The sequence below is a fragment of the Ruegeria sp. CDSB022 genome (assembly GCF_059611145.1).
Genome location: NZ_JBXWOZ010000028.1, coordinates 1 through 15,635, shown reverse-complemented (window position 1 = coordinate 15,635; position 15,635 = coordinate 1). Strand labels below are relative to the sequence as shown.

The following is a 15,635-nucleotide window of genomic DNA, read 5'->3' as shown; positions in this document are numbered from 1 at the left end:
AATATCAATATATTACACACCGCGCCCGAGCGGGCTTTTGCGTTGCGCCATCACAACTGAAAGCACCGTGGAAGCAAACGCGGCGAAGTTAACCACCTCAGCGAATGACATTGTGCGTCCGATACATCCGCAGAGAATGCGGGTCATACTCCATCCTTGTGACTATGAGGTCTGGTTGGTTGGCAGCGCTGCGGAGGCCTTTGAACTGCTTAAACCCTATGCCTCAGATGAGATGGATATCGTCAAATCGGGCGCAGGAGAAATGTCTGACACTAGTCTTTGAACGGCATGGTTTTTTAGCGAGTTCCGATCAATGAATGTCCGCCTACGATCGCGCCTTGGACATCCGACGATTTTTGTCAGATGACTGCACCGAGCCCATTCTTCTGAATGCTGCGAGACGTTCGAACGTTCGGCGTTGCATTTTTGTTTGTGTGGAGCGGAGGTCAGTTCAGATCAGATTTAGAAGAGGCCCACATTCGAAGACCACCTAAAAGTTAGCCTGATATTTTGGCATCCTGCGCCGCGTCCCAACCCAAATTTGCAGACATTTCACGCGCAATATGGGAGATCTGGGGACCAAGTTTTTCGCGGAACGTTGGCGTAAAGACCCGTACCGATCCGGTTGCACCGATGGACATCGTGGAACCTGGCCCGCTTGGCGCAAGGGGAGCTGCCACCGAACACATGCCGCGCTCAATCTCTTCCACGCATTCTGCGAAGCCGCGCTTGCGAATGGTGTCAAACTCGGCTTCCAAGTCCTGCACGTTTGTCAGGGTGAATTCGGTGTAGGCGCGCAGCTGGCCTTCCATTTCGCTGGTCAAAAACAAGTCGGGTGAGAATGCAGCAACGGCCTTAGAGCAGGAACAGGCATGCAAGGGTCGTTTCCCCAAACCTGGATGGAGATAGGAGACCCCAGTGTCAGGTGTTTCAACGTGAATAATTTCCACGGATTTTCCGCGCAGACGGGACAGGAAAAATGCGGTGCCATATTGTTTAGCGGCTTGCTTTAGCGCAGGCGCAATCACCTCTAGCAGTGCACGATCAGAGTGGTCACTTTTCGTGATCCGCTTCAGGCGGGAGCCGATTGTGAATGTACCACGGGCAACAGGTTCCAGTAGACCAACACCGACGAGGTCCTGCACCAACCGGTAGGCAGACGGCTTAGGCAGGTCAGAATGAGCGCAAATCTCGGCCACTGTAGTCTCGCCCTTTTGTCCAACAACTTCGAGGATGAATGTCAGGCGTTCCAGATGCATATTTTTACCTTGCGAGAATCTTTTTATCGATTTACGAGAATCTTCAAATGATCGCAAGGGAGGAATGTGAAGATGGACGGAGCATGTTGTGGCCCGGGGTATGCAAGCCCTGCCGAGGCGATCAAAGCGCCGCGTGAAAAACTCTTGTACACAATTGCCATCTACACCGGCACCGGCATTCAAAAGCCGGACTACCTAGCCACCGTGGACGCCGACCCGGAAAGCCCGACCTATTCACAAGTCATCCATCGCTTAGAGATGCCCGGCATCGGGGATGAATTGCATCACATGGGCTGGAATGCCTGTTCTTCCTGCCACGACGACGCTGGCATGAGCCGTAAATACCTGCTGGTGCCAGGCGTGCGGTCCAACAATATCCATGTGATCGACACCGCGACGGACCCGTTTGCTCCACGCCTTCATAAGGTGATTGACGGGGCCGAGATCAAGTCAAAAACCAATCTGAGCGGCCCACACACCGTGCATTGTTTGGGCTCTGAGATCATCATTTCCTTCTTAGGTGACGCACAGGGCGAAGCGCCCGGTGGTTATCTGCACCTCAACAAAGAATTCGAGATCGTTGGTCGTTGGGAAAACTCAATGGGCGATATCCCGTTTGGTTATGACTTCTGGTACCAGCCGCGCCATAACGTGATGGTCAGTTCCGAATGGGCCGCACCCAACACATTCATGCCAGGGTTTGATTTGGAAGAAGTGGGCCACCTGAAATACGGTCGCCGCCTGCACATCTGGGATTTTGAGAAAAAGGTGCCGGTCGAGACGATGTATCTCGGTGAAGACGGCCTGATCCCGCTGGAGGTAAAGTTTCTGCATGATCCTGACAGTACACATGGGTTCTGCGGTGCCGCGCTTAGCGCCAATGTCATCCATTTCTGGAAGTCCGAAGCTGGGAAATGGGAATGGGAAAAGATCATTGATGTGGAGAATGAACCGCATCCCGAATGGCCTATTCCCGTGCCCGGTGTGATGTCGGCCATCCTTGTATCGATGGACGACAAATACCTTTACCTCAATAACTGGTTGCACGGCGATATGCGCCAGTACGACATCTCTGACCCGCATAATCCTGTTTTGACCGGGCAGGTTTGGATGGGCGGGCTTTTGGGCAAAGCGCCCGAGGTCAATGGCGTCAAAGTGGCAGGCGGGCCGCAAATGTATCAGCTCTCGCTTGATGGCAAACGGCTTTATGTCACGACCTCGCTGTTCTCGACCTGGGACAACCAGTTCTATCCGGAAATTCGCACCCAGGGCGGTGTCATGCTGATGATCGACTGTGATGTCGAAAACGGCGGTATGAAAATCAACGAAGATTTCGTTGTTGATTTTGGCAAAGAGCCAAACGGACCAAGCCGCTGCCATGAAACCCGCTATCCCGGTGGCGATTGTACAAGCGACATCTGGCTGTGAGCGAAACCCGCACAATCACAATCGCCAACCGCGATGATGCGACCTATCAGGTCGACGCCCGCCGTCCGTTGCTGGACTCTTTGCGCGAACAGGGTGTCGATCTGCCCTATGGCTGCAAATACGGCGGCTGCATCACCTGTGCGGCCAAACTGACCGCTGGCGAAGTGGATCAGCGCAGGCAAGTGGCGTTGAACAATCGCCAGATCAACAATGGCTATGTTCTGCTGTGTGTGGCCCGCGCGGTGAGCGATTGCATATTGGAAATCGGCGTCGAAAGCCACGACAAACTTTATCGCAACCCCTTCCTTGATCCGCTGGAGCCGCATGAGCTGAAGGCGGATATCGCGACCCCTAAGGAGGCTTAAATGCCCGAAGCTGACATCGATCACCTGTATGATTACGCGCCCGAATATCTGGCGGACATCCTGCGTTCGGTCAAAACCATTGCGATGGTGGGGGCCAGTGGCGACAAGACCAAGTTCAGCTATGGCGTGCTGCGTGTGCTGCACGAAACGGGCTATGACATGATCCCTGTCAATCCAAACCCAAAGCTGATCGAAATTCGCGGCATACCTGTCGTTCATTCGCTGGAAGAGATCGACCGGCCCGTGGATATGGTCGAGGTCTTCCGCCCGAAAGAGGAACTTTACGCGATCACCGAGAAAGCCATTGCAATCGGCGCCAAGGTGCTTTGGGGCCAAATCGGCGTTTATGATGACCGCGCGGCCGCGCTTGCCGAAGAAGCGGGGCTGAAGGTGGTGATGAACCGCTGCCCCAAGATCGAGCTGTTCCGCCCGTTCTGGAAGCCCCGTCTTGATCTCGCAATTTGACTGAGAGCGGCACAGAAACTCATGTGGCCTCTGCCTGCGCATACGGCTGTAGCGGTGCCATAAATTGGCCGCTCGACGCACTATTGGACTGGCTCAAAACCAATCGAAAAAGGAAACCAAACATGGCTCAGACGATCACCAAAAGCGCGAAAGACATCGTAAAGGTGGCCACGAAAGCGGTGCCTGCGATCAGTGCCGAAGAGGCATTGGCCTTGGTAGGCTCGCTCGATCACGTTTTTGTCGATCAGCGCGATGGTACGGAATAGGCCAAAACCGGCGTCATTGAGGGTGCTGTCGCATCGTCGCGCGGCATGATGGAATTCCACATCGACCCGGAAAGTCCTGCGCACAAGCCGGAGTTCAGTCAAGATAAGACTTACGTGTTCTATTGCGCATCGGGTGGGCGTTCTGCCATGGCGGCGGTGGTGGCCATGGATATGGGACTGTCGCCCGTTGTGAACCTGACCGGAGGCGTTGGCGCCTGGAAAAAGGCCGGGGGCGCGCTGGAATAAATCATGGAACCTTCAACAAATTTCCCAAATCTCAATATGGCAGCAAAGCCTAGTGTCGAAGGGTTCTTTGATCCTGCCTGCAACACGATTTCTTATGTCGTGAAAGACCCCGCATCTAACGCCTGTGCAATAATCGACAGCGTTCTGGATATGGATTACGCCGCCGGGCGGATCACTTACGACAGTGCCGATCGCTTTGATCGACGCCATCCAGTCACAAGGCTTGTCGGTGGAGTGGATCATTGAAACCCATGTCCATGCCGATCACCTGTCTGCTGCACCCTAAATTCAGGATAGGCTGGGTGGCAAAATTGGCGTTGGTGCAGGCATCATCGAAATTCAGGACACCTTCGGCAAAATCTTCAACGAAGGCACGGAATTTCAACGCGACGGGTCGCAGTTTGATGCTTTGTTCGAGGATGGTGACACCTACACCATTGGCGAAATGACGGCCTTTGTGATTGCCACGCCGGGCCACACACCAGCCTGCATGGTGCATGTGATTGGCGACGCCGCCTTTGCCGGTGACACGCTCTTTATGCCTGACGGCGGCTCAGCCCGCGCAGACTTTCCGGGTGGTGATGCAGGGCAGCTTTACGATTCTATCCAAACCGTGCTGAGCCTGCCGGGCGAGATGCGCCTGTTCATCTGCCACGACTATGGCCCCGGTGGGCGCGCCATCGCGTGGGAGGCCACAATTGGCCAGCAACGTGCCGACAACATCCATGTGGGTGCTGGCAAATCGCGCGAAGATTTCATCAAGTTCCGGACGGAGCGTGACGCGCAGCTGGCGATGCCCAAACTGATCATACCGTCCCTGCAAGTGAATATGCGGGCCGGCGAAATCCCGTGCGACGAAAGCGGCGCACCTATGCTGAAAGTTCCACTCAATGGCCTATGAGGGCGAAATGCAAAACGATGATTTGATCCTGCGGGCTGACATCGATGGCGTTACCGTTCTGACTCTGAACGCGCCCAAGTCGATTAATGCGTTGTCAGAGGCGATGCTACGCGCTCTGTCTGACACATTTGACGAAATCGCAGAAGATCGCAGTGTCAAAGCAGTGATCTTGCGTACCGGCGGCAATCACTTTTGCGCGGGTCATAACCTCAAAGAAATGTCGGCGCGCCGGGCGGATGCCGACGGTGGGTTTCAGTATTTCCAAGACCTGTTTGCGACGTGTTCGGCGATGATGCTTCGGGTGGTGCGCTTGCCGCAACCTGTAATCGCCGAGGTCAAAGGGATTGCCACAGCGGCGGGGTGTCAGCTTGTTGCGTCCTGTGATCTGGCGGTGGCCGCCGACAACGCAACTTTCGCAACATCGGGCGTGAATATCGGGCTATTTTGCTCAACCCCGATGGTCGCGCTTTCGCGCAATGTGCCGCGCAAGCTGGCGATGGAAATGTTGCTTTTGGGGAATTCTTGCCCGCAGCCCGCGTCGCCGAAATGGGGTTGGTCAACCGCGTGGTGCCCTTGGCGGAACTGGAAGCGGCATCCACAGAAATGGCTTGGATCATTGCCGACAAATCGCCGTCCGCCGTCAAGATCGGCAAGCGTGCCTATTACGAACAGCTCGAAATGCCGCTGGAAGAGGCCTACGCCTTTGCCGGTCGCACGATGGTGGAAAACATGATGGCCAAAGATGCCGAGGCCGGTATCGGGGCCTTCACCCGCAAAGAACCGATGCCTGAATGGACCGGGGAATGATCTACGAGGGCCCGGAACTTGCCCGTAATGCAGCGAACCACACCTCCCTGTCACCGGTTTCGATCCTCAAACGCGTCGAGCGCGTGCACCCAAAGCAACCTATCCGCAAATGACGGCGAATGCCCATTTCACTTGGCGAACTTGACAATTTGCCCCTTTCGGCGGTCCTCCAAAACGTGGCGATTGAGGAGATGTTGGATGCCTGACAATCAGGAACAGGACACATTTGCCGCCCTCGAAAGGCGCGAATGGGCCAAGTGCGATGTGGCACAGTCCTATGCCGAGGTGTTTGCCAAGGCGGCGGACATGGTTGTCCCACACCTGGTCGCTGCGGTTTGTGCTGGACCGGACACTCGTGTGCTCGATTTGTGCTGCGGACATGGCAATGTATCCGCAGGCCTTTTCAACACAGGTGCTCGCGTAACGGGCCTTGATTTCTCACCCGCCATGCTTGAGATGGCGCGGCTGGCGGTGCCACAGGCTCAGTTCGTTGAAGGCGATGCGGTGGCCTTGAGCTTTGAAGACAATACGTTTGACGCTGTAACAATTGGCTTTGGAATGCCGAATATGCCGGACCCCCCGAAAGTGTTGGCAGAAGTTCGCCGTGTTTTGCGCGACGGCGGTCGGCTGGCGTATTCGGTGTGGTGCGGGCCCGAAGTTGACACTGCACTGGGGTATGTTTTTGGCGCCATTGAGGAACACGGGTTGCCAGAGATTGCCTTGCCACCGGGTCCCGGGGCAAATGATTATGCCGATCCGACTATCGCCTTTCCCGTACTCGCCAAGGCCGGTTTTTCAGATTGCCATCAAACCTTCGTCGCGTCGAAATGGCAGGTTAGTGATCCGGGCGCACCGTTCGATTTCTTTCTTGAAGGAACGGCCCGAGGTGGCGCCCTTTTGCGCCCTCAACCTACAACGAATTCGGCCGCAATCCGAGCGGCGGTTGTGGCCAAAGTTCTGGCAAAGCACGGTGCGGGTCCTGAATGGGACGTGCCAATTCCGTCTGTCGTGACCTCGGCGGTCGTTGCCTAGCCGATCGGAACGATGTGCTGAAATGCGCGTCGTCGCCATTCATCCAAGTGTCCGGATTGTCCCGCGTTTTGTCTGCTCACACGCGTGCCGCAAAAGTCGTTTCGTACCAGAGCGGCCCTCGGTGCAAGTCGCGGCATAGGTTTAAGGAGAGCCCAAAATGATCCAGACCGCGATAGCCAAGAATGTCATCTAAGCGCAGCTATGCCGACTTTGCTAAAGTGCATACATGGCTCACGATGGACATTCGCCAATTCAAACCGCAATTTCTCCAAAGCTTCTGTTCTCAATGTTGAGCCCAACAATCGAGGCTATGACTTATCGAGTCATTTTCAGACCAACTTCGGCAGCCACACTCCTACTTGCATCATCGTGACAAAGCCGAGAGCTGAGTATTCCCACAAATGGAAAATTGATGTTATATAGAGAAATAGGAATATTAATTCTTGAGATGTAAGTCACGGGCACCACCGGGCGATCTTGAGTTGGGAGGTCTATATGCTTCGAGCTTTTGTTTATTCTATCTCACTGGGGCTGGCATCATCGACGGTCTTTGCCGACGCTGTTCCTAGCGAAGAAGCGGCGGAAGGCTTGTTCTCAAAGCAGCCGTATTCACCATATGCGAACCGGACTTTCCCTGAGCGCCCGCTGTGGGGAGACTCGCATCTTCACACCGGACTTTCGCTGGATGCAGGTGCTTTCGGGAACACACTGTTACCCGATGAAGCTTGGCGCTTTGCAAAAGGCGAACAGGTCATTTCTTCCACGGGTCAACCAGTGAGACTGGCCCGGCCTCTGGACTGGATGGTTCTCACGGATCACACTGACCTAATGGGATTTGCCCCGGACCTTCAGGCTGGCAAGCCGGGCATTCTTGCCGATCCAAAAGGTTTGGAATGGTACGAAGGTTACAAGGCAGGCGGCGAAGAGGCTGGCAAAGCGGCATTCGACATCATCACCAACTTTGCGCAAATGACCCTGCCAGAAGTTCTTCTGGAATCTTACAGCCCGGGCGCTGACGCTTTTGCTTTTACATGGGAGCAAATCGTTCTGGCTGCGGAAGAACATAACGACCCCGGCAATTTCACAGCGTTCATCGGATTCGAGTGGACCTCTGTACCCAAGGGTTTCAACCTGCACCGAAACGTCATGCTGCGTGATGGGCCGATCAGGGCGCTTCAGATGGTGCCGCCGGTCACGCAACCACCCTTTGGTGATACCGACCCAAAGGCGCTATATGCATGGCTGGAAGACTATCAAGAAAAAACGGGCGGTCGGGCGGTAGCTTTCGCCCATAATGGCAACCTTTCGAACGGATGGATGTTCCCGACCGAAGACACCTATCACGGTGGCAAGGTAGACGAGGAATATGTGGCCGCCCGCGCGAAATGGGAACCCCACTATGAAGTCACGCAGATCAAGGGCGACGGCGAAGCGCACCCCTTCCTGAGCCCCGATGATGAATTCGCGGATTACGAAAACTGGGACGTCGGCAACCTCGACATAACCGAGTTGAAAACCGATGACATGCTGGCTGGCGAATACGCCCGAGAAGCTTTGAAGCGCGGTTTGTTGTTAGAAGAAAAGTTCGGCGTTAACCCATATAAGTTCGGCATGGGCGGAGCAACGGACAGCCATACGTCTCTGGCGACTGCCGAAGAAGACAACTTCTTTGGAAAATCCGTCAGCGTTGAACCATCGGCCACGAGAATAAAGCATCCTTTCATCGCCAATGACCTTGGCGAAATTCCTGGCGACCTTCTTGTCGCATCGGGATACACGGCAGTTTGGGCGACCGATAATACTCGCGCTGCAATCTTCGATGCGTTCAAGCGACGCGAAACCTATGCAACCACCGGACCTCGGATCGGTCTGCGGTTCTTTGGCGGTTGGGGTTTCAGTGACGCGGATGTTGAAACACGCTTCCTTGCTGATGTGGGCTACACCAAAGGTGTTCCGATGGGCTCGGATCTGCGACCTCGCGAGGGTGAAGGTGCGCCCGCATTCCTGATCGCTGCACTACGCGACCCGGTTGGTGCCAATCTGGATCGCGTGCAGGTGGTAAAGGGTTGGCTGGATTCTGAAGGGGCCTTGCAGGAAAAGGTTTACGATGTGGCGTGGTCGGACAACCGTGTTGCTGACCAAAACGGCAAGATCCCTGCGGTTGGAAACACAGTTGATGTTGAAACCGCCAGTTGGACCAACACGATTGGAACTGCCGAACTTGTAACCGTTTGGTCTGATCCTGAATTCGATCCAAATGCACGCGCATTTTATTACGTACGTGCGATCGAAATTCCAACACCGCGTTGGATCCTTTACGATAAGCTGAGATTTGGCGCCGAATTGCCCGAAGACGCGGTGCTCACACATCAGGAACGCGCTTACTCTTCCCCGATTTGGTATACACCGGCAGAGTAACACTGCCGATCACGGCGTTGGCAACCGAGGTAGAAGCCTTTACCTCGGCCCATTCACCAGACGATTGATTTGTGCGTAGCGTTGATTTTCTTGCAATGCTCAATCGACTGATGTCAGCATCGATACGTAAAACCGGAGCGCGTTTCATGCAGGAGCCTTCATGCGAATATTGAAAGAACCCCTGTTCCATTTCTTCCTGATTGGAGCAGCTATTTTCATTTGGTTCCAAATAGTTGCGCCGGAAAACGAGACTGTCGAAGATTTTGTGACAATAACAATCGACGAAAACGATATCGCGCTTTTGTCTGATCAGTTTGAAGCACGGTGGAAACGGCGCCCAAGCGGTGCCGAGCTGCAAGCTTTGACTGATGCAACAATTCGCGAAGAGGTACTGGTCAGAGAAGCCAGAAAGCTTGGCCTTGATCGCGGAGACTCTGTGATCCGGTCTCGTCTCAGTCAAAAAATGGATTTCCTGACCGAAGCGATCGCCACGTCTGTTGTTCCGGAAGACGAAGATTTAGAGGCCTTTTTGCAAAACAACTCGGAGCGCTATGCGGCGCCCAGCAAGCTGGCCTTCATTCAGGTCTTTATTGGTGAGGAGCCAAACAAAGCTGAAATCGAGGGGGTCTTGGCCGCCCTGCGCGCGGGAGATGAGGTTTCCGACCTGGGCGCCTCGACACTGCTGCCCGCATCTATGCCCTTGACTGCGACCAGAGTGATAGACTCGGTCTTTGGATCTGGCTTTTCCAAGGGTCTTACAACATTGGATAAAGGTCAGTGGGCTGGCCCGATCCAGTCGGGTTACGGGGTCCATCTGGTTCAGGTGCAAGACATCGAACCTAGTCAAATACCCCCATTGTCAGAAATTCACGATGCCGTGCTGCGGGATTGGCGTCGCGTGATGAGCGAAGATCTGGCGCAAGCGCAATATGAGATTCTTGCTGCCAACTATGAGATCATAGTGCCCGCTCTCTCAGGTCAAACCAAATGAAAGCTGTATTTGGCCTACTGTTTGCCTTGCTGATTGCGTGGGTTGCAGGAAATGCCTCGGCGCATGCGCTTGATCCGGGGTACTTGGAAATTCGCCAAATCACATCGGACACCTGGAGCGTTCATTGGCGAAAACCCGATGTGAATGGTCAACCCATGGCGATTGATGTCATGGCGCCGGATGGTTGCACCCCGGCGCGCGGCCCTACCCCAATTTCCGATGGCAGAGCATGGGTTTCTTCCTGGGTTATCGAGTGCCGCGGGGATATTGCGGGCCAACCCATCCAGATAGAAGGTCTGGAGGTTCAAAAGAACGACGTATTGGTCCGAGTGCAGCCCCTGCAGGCTGAGCCCACGACGCTTCGGTTCACACCAGAGACAGCCGTTCAGAACATACCTTCTGAACAGACCACATGGTCTGTTTTCACCGCGTATTTCCAGTTGGGTTTTGAACACATACTGGAAGGTTGGGATCATCTGCTGTTTGTCTTCGCGTTGTTTGTTCTTGTCCGCGATCCGCGGAGACTGGTGGGAGCAGTCACAGCATTCACACTGGCGCATTCAATAACACTGGCATTGGCAACGCTTGGTTTTCTGAATGTCCCTGGTCCGCCGGTCGAGGCCATCATTGCGCTTTCTATTGTTTTTCTGGCGATGGAAATTGTTAAGGTTGGCGACGGGCGTTTCCGACTTTCAAAGCAGAAGCCCTGGGTCGTTTGTTTCGGGTTTGGGCTTTTGCATGGCCTTGGTTTTGCAGGCGCTTTGGCCGATATCGGACTACCCTCAAACGATATTCCTGCAGCCTTGCTTGCCTTCAACCTGGGCGTCGAGGCCGGCCAGTTGAGTTTTGTCGGGGCCTTGGCACTTCTTGTCGCGATCTGGCGATTGATGGCACGTCCAGTTAGCCAAAGGGCGACTGTGATTACAGCCTATGGCATCGGGTCGGTATCGATGTACTGGCTCATAGAACGCATAAGTGGGTTCTGAAGCGCTTTGCCTTGGTGTTGGTTCAGGTGGTAGAACGGCTCAAAGGATAACTCGATTGCAAAGCGCGCAATTCGACCGGGTGCAGGTGCAACCGCGCAGAATGCGCCTGCGCACAAAAGCCCACTTCGTCGTATGCCCAACGTTTGTTGTCTAGCCCCCATGTTCTGGGCCATTTCGGACTAGAGTTTCGGGGACTGGTGGGCGCATGTTGAGGGCCTGATGGGGTCGGGTGTGGTTGTATTGCCTGAGCCAGCAATTGATCACGATCTGTGTCTGCTTGGTCGTTGTGAACCATTCGGAATTGAGAACCTCGCGGCGGAGCGTTCCATTGAACCTCTCGTTGTATCCGTTCTCCCAGGGAGAGCCCCGGGTAGATCCGGATCGGGTTCACACCGACCTTCTCGAGCCAACTCTGGGTTGCTCGTGAAGAGAACTCTGGGCCGTTATCGCTTCGAACGAAATCAGGCTTTCCGTGGCGCAGGAACAGCCCGTAGAGAACCTCCAGCACATCTTCAGAACCCATGCGGGTCCGAGCTTCCACTGCAAGCGCCTGGCGGGTGTATTCATCCAGAACCGTGAGCATCTTGTAGCTCCGCCCATTGCTCAGCTTGTCGTGAACGAAATCGACGCTCCAGACATGGTTGGGATGCGTCGGTCGGAGCCGAATGATCGAACTGTCCTTGTGGTACAGGCGACGCTTCTTCTTGTGCCGCTGCGGGAGTTGCAGACCTTCCTCCCGCCACAGCCGTTCTACCTTCTTGTGATTGACACGCCAGCCCTCAACCCGAAGCAGCTGCGCCACCTTACGGTAGCCATACCGGCCATAGCTCTTGGCCAGACGGATCATGGCCAGTCGAAGAGCATCATCGTTCTTCTCTACGGCCTGGTATTGCATGGAGCTGCGTGCAAGGCCGACCACCTTGCAGGTGCGACGCTCTGATGTGCCAAGCTTCTGGCGAGCATGAATGACGGCCTGACGAAGTTGGCTCGTCGTCAGGCCCTCGGTTTTAGGTAGTTCAGACTTTCTTTGAGGATCAGCTTGTCCAGTTCCAGTTCGGCCACGATCTTCTTCAGCCGGGCATTTTCTTTCTCCAGGCTGCGCAACTCCGACAGTTGCGACTGGCCCATGCCACCGAACCGACGCCGCCAATTGTAGTAGGTCGCATCGCTGACACCAACACCACGACAGGCTGTCCGAACATCGTCGCCATCTGCCAGCTTCAGTTCAATCTCACGCAGCAGCTTCAGAATGTCTTCGTCCGAGTATCGCTTCCGAGCCATCTCTTGTTCCCCCTTCTCGGCCAAAGTAGTGGCCCAATTTTAGGGGGCAAAGACACCCTCGCGATTTACTCGTCTTGAGACCGGAAAATTATTGCAATCAGTTGCTGGCAAATAGCATTTTATAGATCGATTTCGGCAGTCGACCTCGTCCGCAACTCGGCCATAGGCCTTTCCGACATCGTTGCGGCCACGACCAACGGCCGCATGTTAGGTTGCGATGCAGCGCGTGTCTAATGCGCTCGTTTTGCTGAATGAGCGAAGGTCGCGATTTCAATTCGGCTGCTTTGGGCTCAATGCGGTCATACAAGTGTATTGAGAGGAACGTCTTCTTTCAAAAAGAATACGCTTTCATCACGCATTTTAACTGCGTTCGACAACGGCGTTTGCGCCCTCCCGCAACCAAATACAACAGAACCGCCCGTCGGATCTACAAACAGCCCACCGGACTGTTTGCTGCACGATCTCACCTCGTCAGGACCATGTCCTGAAGGCCAAAGGTTCAAACCCTACTCCAAAAATCAGCTTTAGAACGAAAATTACAAATGCTTACACGCCGATCAACGCCAAACATTCCGCAAAAAATAATGCCTATATCCCTCCGTCAGAGCCTAAAACATCGCCTGTGACATTGGAACAAACGCCTCTTTTATGGCTTTGAAATCAGACTATCGCATGAATCGGACCTTTCTCGACGGATTCAGGCATGACTCTCCAATTCGACATCTCTGACGCTATATCAACCTTGATGCCCGCCAAGCTTAGCGCGCGCTCAAGCATCAGGTCCAAGCAGCAATACTTGGATATCTGCAACATTGGTTCCGGTCGCACCAGTCATCAGAAGATCACCCGATAGTCCCAATGCCCGGTGACTGTCGTTGTTTGCTAACAGCGTGGACGGATTTTGCCCCGCATCGCGGATACGGTCGAATGTTCCCACATCCACAATCGCACCCGCTGCGGGGGTCGGACCATCACGGCCATCTGTTCCACCGCTGAGGAAAATCCAGTTGCCGGGAATAGCTTCCCCTTGCGCCAGTTGGGCGACGCGCAGCGCTAGTTCCTGATTGCGCCCACCAAGACCCGCACCCAGCAGCCGGACGGTTGTCTCCCCTCCGAAAAGCAGAGCGACCGGGCGGTCGGAAGCCACAGAACGGGCCGCTTGCAGAATCTGACGTGCAGCGTCGGACACGTCTCCTGTCAGTGCTTTGGAGGCAATTTCAGCCCGACAAAACTGCGCCGCACAGCGATGCGCAGCCTCAAGGCTTATCGTGTTCGACCCGATCAGATGATTTGTCGCTTCAACTGCTATCGTCTGTTCAGGAACGCTGTGTTCTAGATGGTCCCGCACGGATTGGGGAAGACGCTTCCAGATGCCAGCCCCAATGCAGATCCTGCGGGCATCGGCTTGGGTTCCGATGGGTGGAGAAGTGGGGCCGCTGGCAACGGCACGCAGGTCATCTCCGATCACATCCGACAGAATATAGGCTGTGACCGGTGCAGGTGAACCGTGTCGCAGAAACCCTCCGCCCTTGAGCTGGCTCAGATGCTGGCGCACCAGGTTCATGTGCACGATGTCCAATCCGGAAGACAACAAGAGCTCGTTGACCACAATCTTATCCGATAGGGACAATCCGTCCACAGGTGCCGGAACAAGGGCCGATCCCCCGCCAGAGATCAGCGCTATGATCTGATCTTGCTCGCGTGCTGCGCTGAGCAGATCAATGATCTGGCGACCGGCTTTGAGGCCCCGTTCGTCCGGAACGGGGTGTGCACTGTTCAACACAGTTGCACCGGGTACGACCGCTTGGTTTTCGGAATGGGTCACGGCCAGAGCGACATGATCACCCTGAACGTTTTGCAAGGCTTCCGCCATCATGGCTGGGGCCGCTTTGCCAATCGCGATCAGGATGCTGCGCCCACCCTGTTTGGGCGCAGGCAATGGGGCTGATTGCAGCCGTCTGCTCAGGGATACCGCCGGATCTGCCGCGGCTATGGCTTCGGCAAATATGTTGGCGGCACAATCGCGTTGAGACATGGACGATTGTAAAGTCATGAGGCGATCATGCTGCTGCGATTTGACGGGCCTTTTCAACCATAACTTCAGCTTGACGGATCGAAGCATAGTCGATCAGGCGGCCATCCAACGAAACAGCTCCCTTTCCCGCTGCTTCGGCTTCGGCCATTGCTTCGAGAATGCGTTGTGCCTTGGTGACTTCGGCGTCGCCCGGCGACATAACATCGTTTGCCAGTGAAATCTGGCTGGGATGGATGGCCCATTTGCCCTCGCAGCCTAATACTGCCGCGCGCTTTGCGGCGGCTTTGTAGCCGTCCGGGTCTTGGAAGTCTCCAAAAGGGCCGTCGATCGGGCGCAAACCATTGGCGCGGGCAGCCACAACCATGCGGGCAAGCGCATAGTGCCACATATCTCCCCAATGGGTCAGGCGTCCTCCGTCCGTATCGGCGTCAGTCAGAACGGAATAATCCGGGTTAACACCGCCGATAATAGTCGTCCGCGCGCGGGTCGAGGCGGCATAGTCGGCTACGCCGAAATGCAGGCTTTCGTTACGTTTCGACGCCGCCGCGATCTCACTGACGTTCTGCATCCCCAACGCAGTTTCGATGATATGCTCGAATCCGATGCGCTTTTTGTACCCCTTTGCATCCTCGATTTGCGTGACCATCATGTCGACGGCATAGACATCTGCCGCGGTGCCGACCTTGGGGATCATGATCAGATCAAGTCGTTCGCCAGCCTGTTCAACCACATCCACCACATCGCGGTACATGTAATGCGTGTCGAGCCCGTTGATGCGTACCGACATGGTCTTGCTGCCCCAGTCGATGTCGTTCAGAGCCTCAATGATGTTTTTGCGGGCCTGTTCTTTCTCGTCCGGCGCGACGGCGTCCTCCAGATCAAGGAAGATGACATCCACGTCCGATTGTGCGGCCTTTTCGAACATTCCGGGTTGGCTGCCAGGCACGGCGAGTTCGCTACGGTTTAGGCGGGCAGGAGCCTGTTCGATGGAATGAAAGCTCATGGGTTGGTGTCCTTCAGTTTACAAGTTTGGATAGATAGGGAATCTGGCGCAGAGGTTTGCGACTTCGGTTTTGACTTTGGCCTCGACCTCACCGTTACCGTCCTCGCCATTTGCGGCCAGACCGTCGACCACTTCGATGATCCAGTCGGCGA

The 15,635-nt window shown here is 55.1% G+C and carries 15 protein-coding genes and 3 pseudogenes; 12 read left to right on the top strand and 6 right to left on the bottom strand.

Annotated features, from left to right (window positions below; translation table 11 throughout):
• On the top strand, window positions 1-283 hold a 283-nt coding region (locus AC2FIZ_RS20385), incomplete at its 5' end, for an SOS response-associated peptidase family protein (protein ID WP_345741771.1).
• Between the two features lie 214 nt (window positions 284-497).
• Here AC2FIZ_RS20385 and AC2FIZ_RS20380 read toward each other — a convergent pair.
• Window positions 498-1,259, bottom strand: a complete 762-nt coding sequence (locus AC2FIZ_RS20380) for an IclR family transcriptional regulator (protein WP_281996138.1) — start codon at window positions 1,257-1,259, stop codon at window positions 498-500.
• Between the two features lie 72 nt (window positions 1,260-1,331).
• Between AC2FIZ_RS20380 and AC2FIZ_RS20375 the strand changes: the two genes are divergently transcribed.
• The 11 genes and pseudogenes from AC2FIZ_RS20375 to AC2FIZ_RS20325 all read left to right on the top strand — a co-directional run bounded on the left by AC2FIZ_RS20375 (window position 1,332) and on the right by AC2FIZ_RS20325 (window position 11,164).
• Window positions 1,332-2,687 (top strand): selenium-binding family protein, encoded by a 1,356-nt coding sequence (locus AC2FIZ_RS20375; protein ID WP_281996139.1) that lies wholly within the window; start codon window positions 1,332-1,334, stop codon window positions 2,685-2,687.
• The gene (locus tag AC2FIZ_RS20370; RefSeq protein ID WP_281996140.1) at window positions 2,684-3,052 is read left to right on the top strand and encodes a 2Fe-2S iron-sulfur cluster-binding protein; all 369 of its coding nucleotides are present in this window, start codon (window positions 2,684-2,686) and stop codon (window positions 3,050-3,052) included. Before AC2FIZ_RS20375 ends, AC2FIZ_RS20370 begins: the two co-directional genes overlap by 4 nt.
• A complete protein-coding gene (locus tag AC2FIZ_RS20365) occupies window positions 3,053-3,517 on the top strand; it encodes a CoA-binding protein (RefSeq protein WP_142640390.1) in 465 nt (154 codons plus the stop codon).
• Window positions 3,518-3,639: 122 nt separating this feature from the next.
• On the top strand, window positions 3,640-3,783 hold the full coding sequence (locus AC2FIZ_RS20360; RefSeq protein WP_334223335.1) for a hypothetical protein: 144 nt from the start codon (window positions 3,640-3,642) through the stop codon (window positions 3,781-3,783).
• Between the two features lie 15 nt (window positions 3,784-3,798).
• On the top strand, window positions 3,799-4,029 hold the full coding sequence (locus tag AC2FIZ_RS20355; protein ID WP_345742134.1) for a rhodanese-like domain-containing protein: 231 nt from the start codon (window positions 3,799-3,801) through the stop codon (window positions 4,027-4,029).
• Between the two features lie 3 nt (window positions 4,030-4,032).
• Window positions 4,033-4,930, top strand: a pseudogene (locus AC2FIZ_RS20350) (MBL fold metallo-hydrolase).
• Window positions 4,920-5,737: pseudogene (locus AC2FIZ_RS20345) on the top strand (enoyl-CoA hydratase). The pseudogenes AC2FIZ_RS20350 and AC2FIZ_RS20345 overlap by 11 nt, the downstream one beginning before the upstream one ends.
• A gap of 198 nt (window positions 5,738-5,935) precedes the next feature.
• Complete coding sequence (locus AC2FIZ_RS20340) at window positions 5,936-6,769, top strand: methyltransferase domain-containing protein (protein WP_282027940.1); 834 nt, start codon at window positions 5,936-5,938, stop codon at window positions 6,767-6,769.
• Window positions 6,770-7,264: 495 nt separating this feature from the next.
• On the top strand, window positions 7,265-9,187 hold the full coding sequence (locus AC2FIZ_RS20335; protein ID WP_281973986.1) for a DUF3604 domain-containing protein: 1,923 nt from the start codon (window positions 7,265-7,267) through the stop codon (window positions 9,185-9,187).
• Window positions 9,188-9,347: 160 nt separating this feature from the next.
• Window positions 9,348-10,178 (top strand): peptidyl-prolyl cis-trans isomerase, encoded by an 831-nt coding sequence (locus tag AC2FIZ_RS20330; RefSeq protein WP_496791584.1) that lies wholly within the window; start codon window positions 9,348-9,350, stop codon window positions 10,176-10,178.
• Entirely contained in the window at window positions 10,175-11,164 is a 990-nt protein-coding gene (locus AC2FIZ_RS20325) for a HupE/UreJ family protein (protein ID WP_496791583.1), read from the top strand. The genes AC2FIZ_RS20330 and AC2FIZ_RS20325 overlap by 4 nt, the downstream gene beginning before the upstream one ends.
• Before the next feature lie 22 nt (window positions 11,165-11,186).
• Here AC2FIZ_RS20325 and AC2FIZ_RS20320 read toward each other — a convergent pair whose 3' ends face one another.
• The 5 genes and pseudogenes from AC2FIZ_RS20320 to glyA form a co-directional block, all read right to left on the bottom strand.
• Window positions 11,187-12,131, bottom strand: a complete 945-nt coding sequence (locus AC2FIZ_RS20320; protein WP_496791586.1) for a DDE-type integrase/transposase/recombinase — start codon at window positions 12,129-12,131, stop codon at window positions 11,187-11,189.
• Window positions 12,132-12,157: 26 nt separating this feature from the next.
• On the bottom strand, window positions 12,158-12,445 hold the full coding sequence (locus AC2FIZ_RS20315) for a transposase (protein ID WP_496791582.1): 288 nt from the start codon (window positions 12,443-12,445) through the stop codon (window positions 12,158-12,160).
• A gap of 769 nt (window positions 12,446-13,214) precedes the next feature.
• Complete coding sequence (locus AC2FIZ_RS20310) at window positions 13,215-14,498, bottom strand: glycerate kinase type-2 family protein (protein WP_281996144.1); 1,284 nt, start codon at window positions 14,496-14,498, stop codon at window positions 13,215-13,217.
• A 7-nt stretch (window positions 14,499-14,505) separates the two neighbouring features.
• The gene (locus AC2FIZ_RS20305; RefSeq protein ID WP_142640422.1) at window positions 14,506-15,483 is read right to left on the bottom strand and encodes an HpcH/HpaI aldolase/citrate lyase family protein; all 978 of its coding nucleotides are present in this window, start codon (window positions 15,481-15,483) and stop codon (window positions 14,506-14,508) included.
• 18 nt (window positions 15,484-15,501) lie between these two features.
• A pseudogene (glyA, locus tag AC2FIZ_RS20300) lies at window positions 15,502-15,635 on the bottom strand (serine hydroxymethyltransferase); the annotation flags it as partial.

Excerpts from the sequence above, each read along its gene's own strand:
- AC2FIZ_RS20380 (WP_281996138.1), bottom strand. The coding sequence starts at position 1,259 with ATGCATCTGGAACGCCTGACATTCATCCTCGAAGTTGTTGGACAAAAG.
- AC2FIZ_RS20375 (WP_281996139.1), top strand. The coding sequence starts at position 1,332 with ATGGACGGAGCATGTTGTGGCCCGGGGTATGCAAGCCCTGCCGAGGCG.
- AC2FIZ_RS20365 (WP_142640390.1), top strand. The coding sequence starts at position 3,053 with ATGCCCGAAGCTGACATCGATCACCTGTATGATTACGCGCCCGAATAT.
- AC2FIZ_RS20360 (WP_334223335.1), top strand. The coding sequence starts at position 3,640 with ATGGCTCAGACGATCACCAAAAGCGCGAAAGACATCGTAAAGGTGGCC.
- AC2FIZ_RS20340 (WP_282027940.1), top strand. The coding sequence starts at position 5,936 with ATGCCTGACAATCAGGAACAGGACACATTTGCCGCCCTCGAAAGGCGC.
- AC2FIZ_RS20335 (WP_281973986.1), top strand. The coding sequence starts at position 7,265 with ATGCTTCGAGCTTTTGTTTATTCTATCTCACTGGGGCTGGCATCATCG.
- AC2FIZ_RS20330 (WP_496791584.1), top strand. The coding sequence starts at position 9,348 with ATGCGAATATTGAAAGAACCCCTGTTCCATTTCTTCCTGATTGGAGCA.
- AC2FIZ_RS20325 (WP_496791583.1), top strand. The coding sequence starts at position 10,175 with ATGAAAGCTGTATTTGGCCTACTGTTTGCCTTGCTGATTGCGTGGGTT.
- AC2FIZ_RS20315 (WP_496791582.1), bottom strand. The coding sequence starts at position 12,445 with ATGGCTCGGAAGCGATACTCGGACGAAGACATTCTGAAGCTGCTGCGT.
- AC2FIZ_RS20310 (WP_281996144.1), bottom strand. The coding sequence starts at position 14,498 with ATGACTTTACAATCGTCCATGTCTCAACGCGATTGTGCCGCCAACATA.
- AC2FIZ_RS20305 (WP_142640422.1), bottom strand. The coding sequence starts at position 15,483 with ATGAGCTTTCATTCCATCGAACAGGCTCCTGCCCGCCTAAACCGTAGC.